Consider the following 17,503-nt stretch of genomic DNA (forward strand, 5'->3'; position numbering starts at 1 on the left):
AAAGGAGACGAACAGATGTTGGTTGTGATTTCGCCTGCCAAGCGGCTGGACTGGGCCGCCCGTGACATGGATATGACAGCGCCCGCAATGCAGGAAGACGCAGTGCGGCTGGCTAAAACCGCGCGCAATCTGACTTTGGGCGATCTCAAGGCGTTGATGCACCTTTCGGACGACCTGGCACGGTTGAACCGTGACCGGTTTCAGGTCTTTGCCGCCGAACCCGAGGCGGAAGCCCTGCGCCCCGCCGCGCTGGCCTTTGCGGGCGATACCTATCAGGGTCTTGATGCGGCATCGCTGGACGCGGACGAGATGGATTTTGCACAAAACCACCTGCGGATTCTGTCCGGTCTTTACGGTTTGCTGCGTCCACGCGACGCGATCCAGCCCTACCGTCTGGAGATGGGCAGCCGCCTGAAAACGCGACGGGGCAAGACCCTCTATGATTATTGGGGCGACGACCTGTCCAAGGCGCTGAATGCACAAGCTGACGCGATGAACACCGATGTTCTGGTGAACTGCGCCAGTCAGGAATATTTTGGTGCCGTCGCACCCAAGGCGTTGAAATTGCGCGTGATTACGCCGCAGTTTATGGAAGACAAGGGCAAAGGACCAAAGATTGTCAGTTTCTTCGCCAAAAAAGCCCGCGGTGCAATGGCGCGGTTCGTGGTGCAAAACCGGCTGACCGATCCCGACGCGTTGATCGATTTCAACAGTGGCGGCTACGCATATCAGCCCGATCTGTCCAAACCGGATGCGCCGGTTTTTGTCCGGCCCTACCCCGAAACCTGACGTGGATCACCCAGCCCGCGACTGCGGGACAAGGGGCGGTTGCACGCCGACAGGGCAGGCTGCTAGTACTTGCTTTTCCAATGCCTCCTTGCGCAGGGGTTTGGTCAGATAGTGATTGAGACCAGCCGCCATGATCGCATCCTCTTCGCCGTCCATCGCGTGGGCGGTCAAGGCAACCACAGGCACAGCCTTGCCCGTATCCTGTTCCAGCAAGCGGATCGCACGGGTGGCGTCCTTGCCGTCCAACTTGGGCATCGAGATGTCCATAAAGACCAGATCCGGCGCAAAACTTTGGTAAAGCACTACTGCTTCCTCTCCGTTGCTGGCGAATCTCAGGTCAATGTCCATATGCGCCAGCATCTTACGCAGCACCAATTGGTTGGTCTTGTTGTCCTCTGCCGCCATCACACGCATATGCCGCAGCCCGCCAGCAGGGCCGTCTGGTTCGTCTGGGCCCGCAATCGGCCCCAGAGATTCCAGCATGGCAAACAATTCTCGGCGCGGCACCGGTTTTTGCATCAGCGCGTGCAGATGTTTGCGGGCGGGGTCACGGTCGGCGTAACCGGGGTTGGTGCTTAGCAGGACTACCGGAACCTGATAGCCCGCGTCACGGATCGCTTGCGCCAGTTCCAGCCCGTCCATTCCAGGCATGTTGTGATCGGTCACCACCAGATCAATCGTGTTGTTCAACCCCTGCAAGGCTATAGCGCCATCCTCGCATGGCACCACGGTCAGGCCCAGCATCTCCATCTGTCGTTGAAGGATCAGACGGTCGGCGGCCACATCGTCCACCACCATCACCCGCCGCACACCTTTGGGGATGGTGGGGTGGCGTGGCACCTCTTGCTCGGCGGTTTCCAGCGGCATCAAGAAACCGAAACAAGAGCCTACGCCCTCTTCACTGGTCACCCAGACCTTGCCCTTCATCAGGGCCACCAGCCGTTTCGAAATGGCCAGACCCAGCCCTGTGCCGTCAAACTGGCGGTTGCGGTCGTTTTCAACCTGGTTGAACTCGCCAAAAATATGCTCGATCTTGTCTTCGGGAATGCCGATACCGGTGTCTTCGATGGCGATATTCACCTGACTGATACGCCCCTGATCCGCAGGTACACCCGTAACGCGCACCAGCACATGCCCCTCCGAAGTGAACTTGACCGCGTTGCCGATCAGATTGGTCAGCACCTGCCTGATTCGCCCCGGATCACCGACAAAGCGGGTGGGCAGGAACAGATCGTAATCCAGCAGCAAGTTCACGTCTTTTTCACGCGCGGCGTGGTGCAACAGCATGATAACCTCGTGAATACAGCGCTCCAGATCAAACGGTTCCGTATGCAGCGTCAGCTTTTCCGCCTCGATCTTGGAATAGTCGAGAACGTCGTTGATGATGGTCAGCAGCGCCTCGCCCGAGTTGCGGATGGTGTCCACATAAAGCCGCTGTTCTTCGTTCAATCCGGTGTCGGTCAGCAGATCGGCCATGCCCACGACGCCGTTCATCGGTGTGCGTATCTCGTGGCTCATGTTTGCCAGAAACGCCGATTTTGCACGGTTGGCCGATTCCGCAACGGCGCGGGCTTCTTTCAGACGCGCTTCGTAGACGACGGTGGCGGTGATATTCAAACCCAGCGACACGATATCGCCACCGGGGCCACGACGGTCAATCAGCTTGACGTATTGATCGTTCCAAAGCCGGATGGTTGTTGGGTCGGGATAGGGTGCCATCCATCGGTCGGTCATCATCGCACGCCAGTCGTCGTGGGGCATATCACCGGTGTTCACAATACCCTCGTCCGTCAGAACCTGTAGAATGGTGATGTAGTTCACACCGGGGCGGATCATTTCCATGCCTTCAAAAATCGCCAGATAGGCGCGGTTGGCTGCCAGCATCTGGTTGGTGTCGTCAAAAAAGGCAAACCCGTCGGTCACCGTTTCGATCGAATGCCACAGCCGCCGTTCGGCCACTTCAACCTTGTGGTGGGCAACGCTGAGGTCGGATTTCACGCGCAGGTTTTCGTCGCGCACCGTGGCCACCTCGGCGCGGGTCTCGTTGATTTCGGCGCTGAGCGTTTGCGCGTGGCGGTCCAGCTTGCGACGGGCAGCAGCCAGTTCGGATTGCTTGAGCTCAAGCAACCGCTCGGCGGCCAGCCGCCCGCGCCGTTCTTCCGCCAGTTTGTTGGCCAGCGACATGGCGCCCCCGCTAAAATCCGAGTCGGTTTTCGTTCGCCAACAGGTTTCGCGCAACGGGGTAAAGAGGTGCTTAAATTCCGTACCTCCTTTGCAATTCAGGTACGATAGAGGTTGTGCAGGGTCAATCGGGCCACGGGTATCTTCAGTAAAATATGAACCAAACGGTTTTGTGTGACAGCACAGTTCCCCGATGAATCGTTGCCAAGTGGGGCGGCGTCGTGGCACGGTTTCCGACAATTGAGTTGGAGATTATTATGGTACCGCGCATTCTTGTAGTATTTGCAATTACGTTCATGTCCTTGGTTTCTGGTGCTCTCGCACAAGACATCATACCCGATCATCGCTTTGTCTATTCGCGCGACGTGGACTTTTACGGCGCCGATCTGACGCCGCTGTTTGACACAACCCAGTCCGCCTGCACCAACGCTTGCAGCGCCGACGCCGCCTGTGTCGGTTTTACTTTCAACAGCCGCTCCAACGCCTGCTTTCCCAAATCCGCACTGACCCAACGCCAACCTTACGAGGGGGCTTTTTCTGCCGAACGCGTGCCGGCGGACCCGCGCGTGCTTGCCCAACAGTCCGCGCGTGTCGCAGATTTGCAGTTCCTTGATGCCAGTGATCTTGATGCCGCGCGCAAGCTGGCCGAAAGCTTTGCGATCCGCTTTGCCGTGAACGACCGCACCGCCGAGCAGCTTCTTGATGCCGCGTCCAAGGCGTTCGGTCAGAACAACCGCGTTACCGGAATGCGCTGGATGGGGGCCGCGCTTGCGCTGACTGATCGTGGCGATCTGTGGGAAAACTGGGCATATCACGCGCTGCGGCTTGGTACTTCTGATCCATCCGATTTTCGCCGTCAGTCCCGTCGCGAGGCCCTTCCTGCGACCATTAACGCTTATTTGCGGGCCGACGGCGCAGGGGCTAAGGCCGCCGCACTGCAAGGCATGGCCGAAGCACTGGAAGCTTTGAACCGTGGCCGCGATATGATCCCGGCGTTACGTCTGGCCTATGACATTCAACCGCGTGACGACATCGACAAGGATCTGGAAGATGCGATCCGTAAATATGGCTTTCGCGTGGTGGAACATCGGGTGGACAACGACGCCGCCAACCCGCGCATTTGCGCCGAATTTTCCGAAGACCTTGCTGCGTCGGGGGTTGATTACGAGCCTTTTGTGCGCATTGCCGCCGATGGCGTAGTGGTGCAGGCCGAAGACCGCCAACTGTGTATGGATGGCGTTGAACATGGCGCCCGCTACGAAGTGACCCTGCGCAGCGGTTTGCCCGCTGCCAGCGGTGAAACGCTGGCCCGCGATGTCACGCTGAACCTGTATGTGCGCGACCGTGCGCCGCTGGTGCGGTTCCCGGGACGGGCCTATGTATTGCCGCGCAGCGCCGATGCAGCGCTGCCGATCGAAACGGTGAACATGCCACAGGTCGATCTGGCGCTGCGCCGTGTGTCGGATCGCAACCTGCTGCGCGCCATTCAGGAAAGCTATTTCGGCGCGCCGATGTCTTACTATCAGGATCGCCAGTTCGCGGACGAGATCGCACAAGAGGTCTGGACCGGCACCGCCGAGGTGCAAAACGATCTGAACGTCGACACAACAACCCGTCTGCCGCTGGGGGATGCATTGGCGGGGCAACCTACGGGCATCTACGTTCTGACCGCCAGCCAGCCGGATGTCGAAGACTATGACACTGCGACCGCCAGCCAGTGGTTTGTGCTGACCGATCTGGGCCTGTCCACATGGCAGGGCGTTGACGGGCTGACCGTGGCGACCCGTTCGCTGGGCACGGCACAGGCGCAGTCGGGTGTGACGCTGACACTGGTCTCGCGTGCCAATGTGGTGCTAGGACAGGCGACATCAGGCGCGGATGGCTTTGCCAGGTTTGATGCCGGTCTGGTGCGTGGCACCGGTGCCTCGGCGCCAGCGTTGCTGGTGGCGCAAATCGGCGCAGATGACAATCCTGAAGATATGGCCTTTCTGCCGCTGACCGATCCCGCGTTCGATCTGTCTGATCGTGGCGTCGAAGGCCGACCGCCCGCGCCGCCGATCGACACGTTTATGGCGACCGACCGTGGAGCCTATCGTGTGGGCGATGTCATCAATGTGACTGCGCTGACCCGTGATGGCAAGGCAGAGGCCATTTCGGGCCTTCCGCTGACCGCGATCCTGACGCGCCCCGATGGTGTGGAATACAGTCGAACGCTGTCAACTGACCCGAACGCAGGCGGGCATGTGTTCAATCTGCCCCTTGGCACCGATGTGCCGCGCGGCGCTTGGCGACTGGATCTGAAATCCGATCTGGATGCCGCCCCGTTGGCAACCCAAACCGTTCTGGTCGAGGATTTCCTGCCCGAACGGATTGATTTCGACCTGACCCTGCCCGATGCGCCGCTGCGTCTGACGGACACCCCGCCCATGCAGATCGACGCGCGCTATCTGTTTGGCGCGGCGGGCGCAAATTTGGCCATCGAAGGCGATGTGCGCCTGATGCGGCGCGACGGTTTGGACGACTGGCCCGGCTACAGCTTTGGCCGCTACGACATCCGCTTTTCACCCCGCACCCGATATATGGATGCGGCCCGCACCGATGCAGACGGCCGCGCAACCCTGCCGCTGACCCTGCCCGAAGCCGATCCCGAAGGGCAACTTCTGCAAGCGCGCGTAACCGTGCGCGTTTCCGAAGGGTCGGGGCGTCCGGTTGAACGCGAAATCACAGCACCCATCGCACACCAAGGGGTGATGATCGGGATCAATCCCGCCTTCGACGATGTGCTGCCTGAAATGTCTCAAGCCCGCTTTGACCTGATCGCAACCGAAGGATCCTTGCCGGTGAAGTGGACCGTGAACCGGATCGAGACGCGCTACCAGTGGTATCAAATGTACGGCAACTGGAACTGGGAACCGACCACCCGCCGCATCCGCGTCGCCTCGGGGTCAGCAACGCTGGGTCAGGAACCGACGCAAGTGCAAGCGGCAACCGAATGGGGCGAATACGAACTTGTGGTAGAATCCGCCAGCGCGCCCTACGTGGCCTCTGCTGTTAACTTCTACGCAGGCTGGTATGGTGCGGGTGAAGGCGCCGACACACCCGATCGTCTGGATGTGTCGTTGAACGGTGAAAGTTTCGCCGTAGGCGATACTGCGCAATTGCGCCTTGTGCCACGTTATGATGGCACCGCGTTGATCACCGTGGCATCGAACCGCGTGATCGAACGCCGCGTGATCGAAGTGACTGCGGGCGAAAACATCGTGCCGCTGACCGTTGGCGCGGATTGGGGGACGGGCGCATATGTAACGGCCGCAGTGATCCGTCCGATGGATGTGCAGGCGGGGCAAAATCCCGCGCGTGCGTTGGGCGTGGCCCATGCCGCTGTGAACCCTGCTGCCAAGCAATTGGCGGTCAGCGTCACCGCGCCAGATACGGTGGACGGACAGAAAGGCCGATTTGACGCAACCATCAAGGTCGAGGGTATCATCGCAGGCGAAACTGCCTTTGTCACATTGGCAGCGGTCGATGTGGGTATCTTGAACCTCACCGGCCATCAGGCCCCCGATCCGTCTGGGCACTACTTTGGCCAGCGCCGTTTGGGCGTCGAAATGCGTGATGTCTATGGCCGGTTGATCGACGGAATGAACGGTGCTTTGGGCACCGTGCGATCCGGCGGCGACGCTGCCGGTCAGGACGGGCTGCAAGCGCCACCGCCGACCGAAGAACTGATGGCGTGGTTTGCCGGCCCCGTTACTGTGGGTGCGGACGGGACCACCACGGTCACCATCCCACGCCCTGCATTCAATGGCACCATCCGCCTGATGGCCGTAGCGTGGACCCCCTCTGCGGTAGGTCAGGCGCAAACGGAAGTACTGGCCCGCGATCCCGTGGTGGTCACAGCGGCGCTGCCGCGGTTCCTTGCTCCCGGAGACTCCAGCCGTTTGCTGCTGGATGTGGTTCACGCAGACGGGCCGGGCGGCACTGTGCAACTCGCGCTTGCTTCCGATGGGCTGCAACTGGGCGATGCGCCGAGCGCATTCGATCTGGCAACCGGAGCCACCCAGCGCATCACCGTACCACTGAGCGCCTCCGAGACTGGCAATTACAACATCACTGTCACGCTGACGACGCCCGCGGGCAAAGAGTTGACCAAAACGTTGGCGCTGGGCGTGCGCGTGACGGATCCTGAAACCGCGACAACGCGACGGTTCAGCCTTGGCGCGGGCGAGGTTTTTACCTTTGACGACAACGTGCTGGTGGGGCTGAAGCCGGGTGCTGCGCGGGCGACGCTGGCGGCTGGTCCGCTTGCGCGGTTCGACGTGCCGGGGCTGCTGACGCAACTGGATCGCTACCCATATGGCTGCACCGAACAGGTCACCTCGTCTGCGCTGCCTTTGCTGTACCTTTCCGATTTTGCCCCCGCAGCGGGGATCACAGACCTGCCACAGCGCATCAACAGCGCTGTCAGCCGTGTTCTGGCGCGTCAGGACAGCAACGGTGCGTTCGGCCTGTGGCGCGCGCAGTCGGGTGAATTCTGGTTGGACGTCTATGTAACCGATTTCCTGACACAGGCGCGTGCCAAGGGATTTGTCGTGCCGGATCTTGCCTATGATCTGGCAATCGACAACCTGAAAAACCGTGTGAACTACGCCCCCGACTTTGACGAAGGCGGCGAAGACATCGCTTATGCGTTGCTGGTTCTGGCCCGCAACGGGGCCGCTGCGATGGGCGACCTGCGCTACTACGCGGACACCAAGGGCGACGATTTTGGCACACCGCTGGCCACTGCCCAACTGGGGGCTGCGCTGGCGATGTACGGGGATCAGTTGCGTGCCGACCAACTGTTTGCCAAAGCCAGCGCGCAAATGGACCAAAGCGCGCGGGAAACGACGCGGTGGCGATCTGATTTCGGCACTCCGCTGCGCGACGCCGCTGCGGTGCTGAAACTGGCGGCCCTGTCGGGCAGCAACGCCATCGACCGCAGTGCCGTGGCCACGCGTATCGGCAACGTCAACCGTACCCTGTCTACGCAAGAGGCGGCGCAGGTTCTGATGGCAGCCCAAGCGCTGGGCGCTGATATGGCCAACCCCGGCCTGACGGTCGATGATCAACCCGCCAGCGGGCCGGTGATCGAAACGCTCGAGGCCGGAGGTGCGGCGCGCAGCATCCGCAACGTGTCGGGCGCGGCCACCGACGTAACCCTGACCACCTATGGCGTGCCTGTGGTCGCGCCGGATGCGGGTGGATATGGCTACGCGATAAAACGTGACTATTATACGCTGCAGGGCGCGCCTGTGGATGGCCCGTTTGCAACTGGCGAGCGGCGTGTTGTGGTCCTGACCATTCAACCGTTCGAGGAAGTGGGCGCGCGTTTGATCGTCGATGACGCGCTGCCGGCCGGATTGGAGATCGACAATCCCAACCTGCTGCGTGCTGGTGACATCCGTGCGCTGGACTGGCTGAAGTTGGCCGAGACGGAAACTGCGCAATTCCGCGCCGAGCGCTTTGTCGCGGCGGTGGACCATCGCGGAGACGCGCCGTTCCAGTTGGCCTATGTGGTACGGGCGATCAGCCCGGGTGATTATCACCACCCGGCGGCGTTGGTGCAGGATATGTACCGACCCGAATACCGCGCGGTAACGGCAACGGGTCGCGTGACCGTCACGCCATGATCGGCGGGCGCAGCCTGATCGCGCTGGCGCTGGGTCTTGCCCTGACAGCGGGCCTGCGCGATGCGTGGGACGATTGGGTTTCGGCCACCGTGCTGCCACCGGTGCTGGCCGAAACCTCGGTCGAAGTGCGCAGCCGCGATGGCACGCTTTTGCGCGCCTATCCGGTCGAAGACGGTCGCCAACGGTTGGCGGTGACGCTGGCCGATGTCGATCCATCCTTTGTGCAGATGCTGGTGGCCTACGAGGACAAACGCTTTGCACGCCATAACGGCGTTGACCCTGTGGCGCTGTTGCGTGCGGTGGGGCAGGCGGCATGGAATGGCGATGTGGTTTCGGGCGGCTCGACCCTGACGATGCAGGTGGCTCGTTTGCTGGAAAACTCGGGCACCGGGCGATGGGCGGGCAAACTGCGCCAGATGCGTGTGGCTTGGGCGCTGGAACGGCGGCTGGAAAAGGACGCGATCCTGACCCTTTACCTGCAACACGCGCCCTATGGCGGTGCGGTTGAGGGCATCCAGTCCGGCACCCGCGCGTGGTTCGCAAAACCGCCAAAACGTCTGACCCCGGCGGAATCAGCGCTGCTGATCGCATTGCCCCAAGCCCCCGAAGGGCGACGCCCTGACCGCAATCCACAAGCGGCCCAAGCAGCCCGCGACCGCGTTCTGGCGCGTCTGGGCCTGCCTGCGACACACGCGACACTGCCCTTGCGCATGGCCGAGATGCCACGCCTTGCGCCGCATGTGGGCGATCATCTGGTGGCCGCCGATCCGCTGGCCATGCGCCATGACACCACGCTGGATGCGCGCCTTCAGGACGCTCTGGAGACGCTGGCCGCACGGGCAGTGGGTAACCAAGCACGCGGCGTTTCAACCGCCATTCTGGTGGCGGATCATCATACTGGCGAAGTGCTCGCCTCGGTCGGGTCGGCGGATTATGCAGACGGGAACGGCGCGCAGGGGTTTGTCGACATGACCCGCGCGCTGCGCTCGCCGGGATCGACGCTCAAACCGCTGATCTATGCGCTGGCCTTTGACCGTGGGCTGGCCCACCCCGAAACCATCATGCCAGACCGCCCGACTGCCTTTGGCCGTTATGCGCCGCAGAACTTTGACGGCATGTTTCGGGGCGACATCACCGCACGAAAGGCCTTGCAACTGTCACTGAACATCCCGCCTGTTGCACTGACCGAAGCGCTGGGGCCTGCACGTCTGATGGCTGCCTTGCGCCGCAGCGGGGCCACGCCGGTGGTGCAGGGACAACCGGGCCTTGCGGTGGCGCTGGGCGGTGTCGGCTTGACGTTAACGGATTTGGTCCAGCTTTATGCCACATTGGCCGAGGGAGGCGCAGGGCCGCGGTTGCATCTTGAATCCGAAGCCCCTGATACGCCGCTGACCCGCTTGGTCGGGCGCGCGGCGGCATGGCAGGTGGGCGATATCCTGGCGGACATCCCGCCGCCTGCGGGTGCGGGCGTGATCGGGCTGGCCTATAAGACGGGTACATCCTATGGGCACCGCGACGCTTGGGCTGTGGGCTTTGACGGACGGCATGTGATTGGCGTGTGGATGGGCAGGCCCGATGGGACACCAGTGCCGGGGGCTTTTGGCGGAGATCTGGCAGCGCCGGTGTTGTTCGAGGCGTTTGGCCGCTTGAAATCCGCCCGCGACCCGCTGCCTCCACCTCCGCCCGAGACGTTGATCGTGCCCACGGCGCGGTTGCCGCAACCCTTGCAACGTTTCGATGCCCGCTATGGCGCGGTGCGGTCGGCGGATACGTTGACCGTAGCCTTTCCGCCCAGCGGCGCGGTGCTGGTGGGCGGCGACGGGCTGACGGTAAAGTTGCGCGGTGGACAGTTGCCGTTGACCGTCATGCTGAACGGTGCGCCGGTGGCGTCCGGACTGCAACACCGCGAAGTGGTGCTGGCGCTGGATGGTGCAGGGTTCAGCCGGATTTCAGTGGTGGACGCGACGGGTCGGTCTGCCTCGGTCGAAATTGAAGTTGCGCAGTAAGGGGCGCTGCCCCTCGGCCTGCGGCCTCACCACAGAGTTTACTTGGCAAGGTGAAGGATTGGCGCGTGTCTGGGGTGACACCTGAAACGCACTAACGGCGGCGGCCTTCGCGCAGCCATGCGCTGACGATAAACAATGCACTGAGCATCAACACCAGCCATCCCGGCAGCAGGGCCGTTGCGCGCACATCGCGTGTTTCGAACGCATTGCGCGGGGTCAGGCCGATCCAGCCGCGTCCGGAGGCGGGGCGGCCTTCACGTACGTTGCGGATATCGGGCAGGCCGTCTTCCAACGCCATGACGCCGCCGCGCGTACTGTCCACAGCCGGTTGCAGAAGTTCGGCGGTGCCAACGGTGTTGATAAACTCGCGCGGGGCAGCGGGGCCAAGACCGATCACCGCAGTCTGATCGCCGTTTTCCAACCGGTAGAGTCCGATTTCAGGGCCTTGGTAGTCTGCGATAAACTGGCCGGGGGCCACATTGCGTAGGGCCAATTCGGATGTGGAGCCGTCGGGCGCTGTGATGGTCACAGGCGGCACGGTGTCACCCAAGGTGCGGCGTTCGATCTGCATTGACTGGCCAGTTGCGGAGGCGGTCAGCGCCTCTTCTTCCAGTTCGGGTTCTTTCATCATCCAGTGGGCCAGACGCCTTAGCAACTCCAGTTGCGGCCCGCCGCCTTCATAGCCGCGCGACCACAGCCAAGCGTGATCCGAGGCCAGCAACGCCACACGCCCTTCGCCGACGCGGTCAAGCACCAGAAGCGGACTGTCGTTGATGCCTGACATCACCACATTGCCGGAATTGGGCGTAACGTCGATCTGGCGCAGCCAGCGGCCCCAGTCGCCACGCGACGGCAGATTGGTGGTGACGGGGTGACGCTCGCCCAGTTCAGTGACCTTGGGGCGATAGGCCTCTTCGCGCACGCGTGCGGTGGGCACGGCGGGGATCACTGCCCCCAAAGGCGAGCGGAACAGGCTGTCGGCGGTTGCAAAATCCGGCCCCGCCGCAACCAGAACGGCACCGCCATTGCGCACATAATTGGCGACGTTTTCCAGATAGAGTGCAGGCAGGATGCCGCGCCGTTTGTAGCGGTCAAAAATGATCAGATCAAAGTCGTCGACCTTTTCCAGAAACAGCTCGCGCGTGGGAAAAGCGATCAGGCTAAGTTCACCCACTGGCACCCCGTCCTGTTTGTCGGGCGGACGCAAAATGGTGAAGTGGACCAGATCGACAGAGCTGTCCGATTTTAACAGGTTACGCCATGTGCGCCCGCCTGCGTGCGGTTCCCCCGAGACCAGCAGCACACGCAGCCTGTCACGCACGCCGTTCATCTGGATCAGCGCGGTATTGTTGCGGGCGGTCAGCTCGTCCTGTTGGGTAGGCGTGGTGAACTGGATCACGTTACGCCCGCCGTGGGGCAGGGTCACGGGCAGGTCAATGTCCCGACCCACAGGCACACGGAAGCGTTGGGCAGGTTCGCCATCGACTGAAATATCCAGCTCGGCAAAGGGTTCGGATGCGGGTGCGGCCCCCATGTCTTCGACCCGCAGGGTCAGCGTGACGGGTTCACCGATGATGGCAAAGGCCGGTGCGCCGACCACGGTCAGGCGGCGGTCCCAGTCGTCGGCAAAACCCGATTGCAGTAGGTGCAACGGCGCGGGAAGGGCCAGCGCCATATCGGCGTCATGCGCCTGACCATCGCTGAGTGCGATGATGCCTGCCACCCGTGCCTGTGGCTCTTCTGCCAGCGCATCGGACAGGGCGCGCATCAGCATGGTGCCGCCGTCACCTTCTGCGTCGGGCACGGTGATCCGGCGAACTTCGGTATTGGGGCGCGCGGCCAGCTGTGTCTCCAACGCATCGGCGGCCGTTGCGGTCTGTTCGCTGCGCCCCGGCAGGCTTTGCGAGGCGCTGGTGTCTTCGGCCAGAATAACAATGTCGCTGAGCGGTGCGCGGTCTTCGACCAGATAGGAGGGTTGGGCCAATGCAGTCAGTACGACCAGCGCCGCCGCCCCGCGCAATGCCCAGCCGCGCAATCCGCGGATCAGGGCCAGTGCCACACCTGCCAGCGCAACCACTGCCAGCGTGATCAGCCACGTCCATGGCAGCAGCGGGTCAAAGATCACAGACCCGGTCATTGGCCCAGCCGATCCAGCAACGCAGGCACATGGACCTGATCGCTTTTGTAGTTCCCGGTCAGCACATGCATCACCAGATTAACGCCAAACCGATAGGCCAGTTCGCGCTGTCGTTCACCGCCAAAGCCGCGGCCCACAGGCAACATCGGATTGCCCGACGCATCAACCGCCCATGCGCCAGCCCAGTCGTTACCACCGATCACCACGGGTGTGACCCCGTCGTTGAGGTTGCGAAATGGCATTCCTTCGACCTGTTCAGCACCGGGTGGCGCGGCCTCGACCCAGACATCGCGGCTGGTGTAGCGGCCTGGAAAGTCCTGCAACAGATAGAATGTACGGGTTAGCACATGATCGCCGGGCACCGGCTCCAAGGCGGGAATGTCCAGCGGTGCGGCCAGATCCTGCAACTTGCGGCCATTGGGGCTGGCTGTGCCAAAGCCTGCGACATTGGCGTCGCGGGTGTCGAACAGGATCAGCCCGCCAGAGCGCAGGTAATCGTTCAGCCGCGCATAGGCTTCTGCTGAGGGGCGCGGCTGGTTGGGGGTGATCGGCCAATAGAGCAATGGGAAAAACGCCAGATCGTCAGTCTCGAGGTTCACGCCCACTGGCAGGGCAGGTTCGACCGAGGTGCGGAAAAACAATGTATCGGACAGGCCGCGAAGTCCGGCCTGCGCAATCTCGTCCACATCGGCGTTGCCGGTCAGCACATGGGCCAGAACAACCTCGGAGGCGGCTTCGATGCCGCGCTGGATGTCGGTGCTTTGGGCATCGGCCCCTTGCGGCAGCGCAAGCACCAAGGCCAATGCGACCACGGCACCACGGGTCGACCCCAGCCGCCCCGACAATGCCAGAGAGGCGACAACGTCAACGGCCAGCAACAGCAGCGCCATTGCCATCAGCAAGCCGCCTAAAGCTTCGGGCGGGGCGCTGCGAAAGCCGGTGACAGTGATGCGCGATGGCCAGGTCGTGGGAGTCAGAACCGCATCTGCCCCCAAGACGTTGCGCGCCAGAAACCGGTCGTCTGAAGCATAAATACCGGGCAGCATTTGCGGGCCTAGTGGTGCCTCGACCAGCGCGGGGCCTTCAATGCCAGGCAAAGTGCCCGCGTCGCGTAGCGTGCCGTATCCGTCCATGACCTGTTCGGGTTGCCAGACGGTGCCTTGCAGATCGGCAGCATCGGGTGCGGCGGTGGCAGACGACACGGCCAGCCGTTCCAGCATTTCCACAAACAGACCTGACAGCGGCAGGGTGGACCATTCGGCATTGGCCGTCACATGGAACAACACCACCTGCCCCTGACCAATGCGTTTGCGGGTGACCAGCGGCGTGCCATCGGAAAGATCAGCGATAACCCGTTCGGCCAGATCGGGGCCGGGCTGTGCCATGACTTGCGCGCTGACACGCACGTCTTCGGGGATGTTCAGGCCGAAAAACGGCGAACTGTCACGGAAAGGAGCCAGCGATTTGGGCTCGCCCCAACTCATTGCGCCACCAACTGCACGGCCACCGCTGCGCAGGCGCACAGGCATTAGCGGGTCAATCGTATCGCGGCTGACATCGCTTGCGGCAACACGCGGTCCGGCAAAGCGCAACAAAAGTCCGCCGTTCTCGGTCCACGCGGTCAGGTTAGCGGTTTCGCTGTCGGTCAGGGTTGCAACATCCGCCAGCACGATCACATCGGGGTTGGCGGGCAGCACGTCAGGCAAAGCGCCATCGAGCAGGTCGGCGGTCGGGGCCAGCGCCTGCCGCAGATAGTGTAGCGGCGAAAGCAGCTCGAGCCCTTCACGGTCGGTGCGGCCAGCGATCAGTGCGACCTCGCGGCGGCGCAGGCTGTCGTCGGTCAGGGTCAGCGCACCGGCGCTGCGTCCGCCCTGAATCTCGAAACGGGTGATGCGGGCGCGCAGTTCGGCGGGCAGCACCATTTCAGTTTGCGCATCCGTCGCACCATCGGAAAATGCGGCCTGCGTTGTGGCCAGCGTGGTCGGGTTGCCCGCCGGATCGCGGCCCTGTGCCAGCAGTGTGATGGCGCGGGCAGGTCCACCTGCGGCGCGCAGGACCGAGAGTTGCACGGCACCATCTGCATAGGTCGCGGGTGTCATGCCCAATGTATTTTGTCCCGATTGGATCACCGACAGAGACCCCAGCGCCTCGAGTGCGGCCAGCACCTTATCCTGTCCCTCATAGGCCAGACTGTCGCCGATCCAGATGGCGCTGGCGGCATCGGTCTGCGCAATTAAATCAATGGCCACGTCAATCTGCGCGCTGTCAGGCTGCCACGGCTCGGGCTGCAAACCTGCAAGCCGCGCGGGCCATGTGTTGGCCGCTTGAAATACCGGTGTTTCAGGACGGGTCAGTTGCAGTATGGCAACCGTACGGTCGTCGGCGGCGGCACGGTCCAGCTCGCCTCGCAATGTCTCGATCATTTGCGGCCAGTGGGCGGCACCGGCCCATGTGCCGTCCAGCACCACCAGCAGCGGGCCGGTTTCGCGGGCGCGCTCGGCTTGCGGGTTCATCACCGGTCCGGCAAGCCCGAGGATCACCAGCGCCACCGCCAGCATCCGCAGTAACATCAGCCACCAGGGCGTGCGGTCCGACACGGCGCCGGCATCCGTCAGCCCCAGCAACAATGCCACACCGGGAAACCGGCGGCGGATCGGCGCGGGCGGAACCGCGCGCAAGATCAGCCACAGTACAGGCAGGGCTGCCAGCGCTATCAGCAACCATGGTGCAGTAAATCCGATGCCTCCCAGAACCGTCATCCGCGCACCGCCACGGTGCGGTCCATCGCACGGTAAAGCCACAACAGCGCCGATTGCGCACTGCTGTCAGTGTGATGTTCGCCGTATTGCCAGCCGGTCAGCCCGCACAGGTGCCGAAGTTCTGCCTTGCGGGCAGCCAGACGTTCTAGATAGCGATTGCGCAGGTCGTTCGCCTTGAGCGTTTCGTGACGCAACGTGCCGCCGACGCTTTCAAAGATGGTGCGTCCGCGAAACGGGAACGCCTCTTCCGACGGGTCCAGAACATGCAACAGGACGCCGCGCACACCACGGTCGGCGGCTTTGGTCAGGGCCAATTGCACGTCAGCTATGTCGCCCATGAAATCAGATACGAACACGGCCTGTGCATGGGGGATCATCGCACGGTGTTCGGGGGGGCTGTAATCGTCGTCGGAATCCTCCGACAGCATTTCGGCCAACCGTATCACCTGCATCCGCCCGCGTCGGGGCGGTAGGCTGATGCCGGTCAGACCCACACGTTCGCCGCCGCGCACCAGCAGGATCGCCAGTGCCAGCGTCAGAACGCGCGCGCGCTCGGACTTGGTCGGCAGCGTGTCGGCGCTGGCAAAGCGCATCGAGGCACCTTGATCGCACCACAGCATAACCGATTGCGCGATCTGCCATTCGCGTTCGCGCACGAACTGTGTATCGCCCATCGCACTTCGGCGGTGATCAATCATGCGTCGGCTGTCGCCTATCTGCGCCGGACGGTATTGCCAGAAATCATCACCGGTGCCCGCTCGCCTGCGCCCATGGTCGCCCAACAGGACGGCTCCGGCCAGATGCTCGGCATGGGCCAGCAGCGCGGGCAGGCGCGCGGCCTGATCCTCGGCTGTCTGACGCAAGGTGATCGGGTTTGGCGTCACGCGGCGGCCTCACCCCGGCGGGACAGGCCCGCGGCGGTGGTTTCGATCAGATTAACAAGGCTGTCGCCCCGCGCCCGTGCAGCAAAGTTCAGCGCCATACGGTGGCTGAGTACAGGCCGCGCCATATCGACGACATCTTCGGCAGAGGGGGCCAGACGGCCATCCAGCAACGCCTTGGCCCGCACTGCCAGCATCAATGCCTGCGACGCACGCGGGCCGGGGCCCCATGCCACAGTGTCGCGCACTTGTTGCGACGCATCGGGTGCATCTGGTCGGAACGCGCGCACGAGATCAAGGATCATTTCGACCACACTGTCGCCCACCGGCATCCGGCGCAACAATCGTTGTGCCGCCAGCAATTCGCCGTCCGAGAACACAGGCACCACTTGCGCCTCGGTCTCGCCGGTGGTGGCGATCAGGATGTCACGCTCGGTCGCGCGATCAGGATAGTCCACGTCGATCTGCAAAAGGAAACGGTCAAGCTGTGCTTCGGGCAGGGGATAGGTGCCCTCTTGTTCAATGGGGTTTTGCGTTGCCAGAACGTGGAACGGGTTGCCAAGAGGGCGATCTTTGCCCGCGACGGTAACGGTTTTTTCCTGCATCGCCTGCAACAGCGCTGATTGCGTGCGCGGCGAGGCGCGGTTGATTTCGTCGGCCATCAACAACTGGCAAAAGATCGGCCCGGGCAAAAAGCGGAATGCGCGGCTGCCGTCGGCAGAGGTGTCCAGAACTTCTGACCCCAGAATGTCGGCGGGCATCAGATCGGGCGTGAACTGTACGCGGTTGCCATCCAGCCCCATCACTGTGCTGAGGGTTTCAACCAGTCGTGTCTTGCCCAGACCGGGCAAGCCGATCAACAGACCGTGGCCACCACACAAAAGCGCCGTCAATGTCAGGTCGACAACCCGTGGCTGCCCGATAAACCGCCATGTGATCGACGCCTTGGCTTCGGCCAGCTTCTCGCCCAAGGCTTCGATCTCGGCCACCATGTTTTCGGCGTCACTCATGACTTTTCACTCTCGCATGTTACATTGCTTCTTCAGACAACGTATCGTGCAAACGCCAAATAGCAAAA

General features: G+C 62.7%; 8 protein-coding genes. 3 read left to right on the forward strand and 5 right to left on the reverse strand.

Annotated elements, in window-relative coordinates; all coding sequences use genetic code 11:
• Positions 1-15: 15 nt before the first annotated feature.
• Positions 16-789 carry a peroxide stress protein YaaA gene (yaaA, locus tag SULPSESMR1_RS16300; protein ID WP_089421819.1) on the forward strand — a complete coding sequence of 258 codons (774 nt, stop codon included), beginning with the start codon at positions 16-18 and terminating at the stop codon, positions 787-789.
• Positions 790-795: 6 nt separating this feature from the next.
• Here the strand turns inward: yaaA and SULPSESMR1_RS16305 are convergent, their stop codons facing one another.
• Entirely contained in the window at positions 796-2,973 is a 2,178-nt protein-coding gene (locus tag SULPSESMR1_RS16305; protein ID WP_089421820.1) for a response regulator, read from the reverse strand.
• A 254-nt stretch (positions 2,974-3,227) separates the two neighbouring features.
• Here SULPSESMR1_RS16305 and SULPSESMR1_RS16310 point away from each other — a divergent pair, with 254 nt between their 5' ends.
• Complete coding sequence (locus SULPSESMR1_RS16310) at positions 3,228-8,642, forward strand: alpha-2-macroglobulin family protein (RefSeq protein ID WP_089421821.1); 5,415 nt, start codon at positions 3,228-3,230, stop codon at positions 8,640-8,642.
• Positions 8,639-10,648: a penicillin-binding protein 1C gene (pbpC, locus tag SULPSESMR1_RS16315; RefSeq protein ID WP_089421822.1), complete on the forward strand. Its 2,010-nt coding sequence runs from the start codon at positions 8,639-8,641 to the stop codon at positions 10,646-10,648. The genes SULPSESMR1_RS16310 and pbpC overlap by 4 nt, the downstream gene beginning before the upstream one ends.
• A 91-nt stretch (positions 10,649-10,739) precedes the next feature.
• On the opposite strand, the gene SULPSESMR1_RS16320 is transcribed toward pbpC, so the two are convergent.
• Genes SULPSESMR1_RS16320 through SULPSESMR1_RS16335 form a run of 4 tightly spaced genes read right to left on the reverse strand, consistent with a single transcriptional unit; the run spans position 10,740 to position 17,435 of the window.
• Positions 10,740-12,785 (reverse strand): hypothetical protein, encoded by a 2,046-nt coding sequence (locus SULPSESMR1_RS16320; protein ID WP_089421823.1) that lies wholly within the window; start codon positions 12,783-12,785, stop codon positions 10,740-10,742.
• Positions 12,782-15,544 (reverse strand): DUF4159 domain-containing protein, encoded by a 2,763-nt coding sequence (locus SULPSESMR1_RS16325; RefSeq protein WP_089421824.1) that lies wholly within the window; start codon positions 15,542-15,544, stop codon positions 12,782-12,784. Before SULPSESMR1_RS16325 ends, SULPSESMR1_RS16320 begins: the two co-directional genes overlap by 4 nt.
• Positions 15,541-16,428, reverse strand: a complete 888-nt coding sequence (locus SULPSESMR1_RS16330; RefSeq protein ID WP_089421825.1) for a DUF58 domain-containing protein — start codon at positions 16,426-16,428, stop codon at positions 15,541-15,543. The genes SULPSESMR1_RS16325 and SULPSESMR1_RS16330 overlap by 4 nt, the downstream gene beginning before the upstream one ends.
• Complete coding sequence (locus SULPSESMR1_RS16335; RefSeq protein ID WP_089421826.1) at positions 16,425-17,435, reverse strand: AAA family ATPase; 1,011 nt, start codon at positions 17,433-17,435, stop codon at positions 16,425-16,427. The genes SULPSESMR1_RS16330 and SULPSESMR1_RS16335 overlap by 4 nt, the downstream gene beginning before the upstream one ends.
• Between the last annotated feature and the right edge of the window lie 68 nt (positions 17,436-17,503).

Source organism: Pseudosulfitobacter pseudonitzschiae, assembly GCF_002222635.1.
Taxonomy (GTDB): Bacteria; Pseudomonadota; Alphaproteobacteria; order Rhodobacterales; family Rhodobacteraceae; genus Pseudosulfitobacter; species Pseudosulfitobacter pseudonitzschiae_A.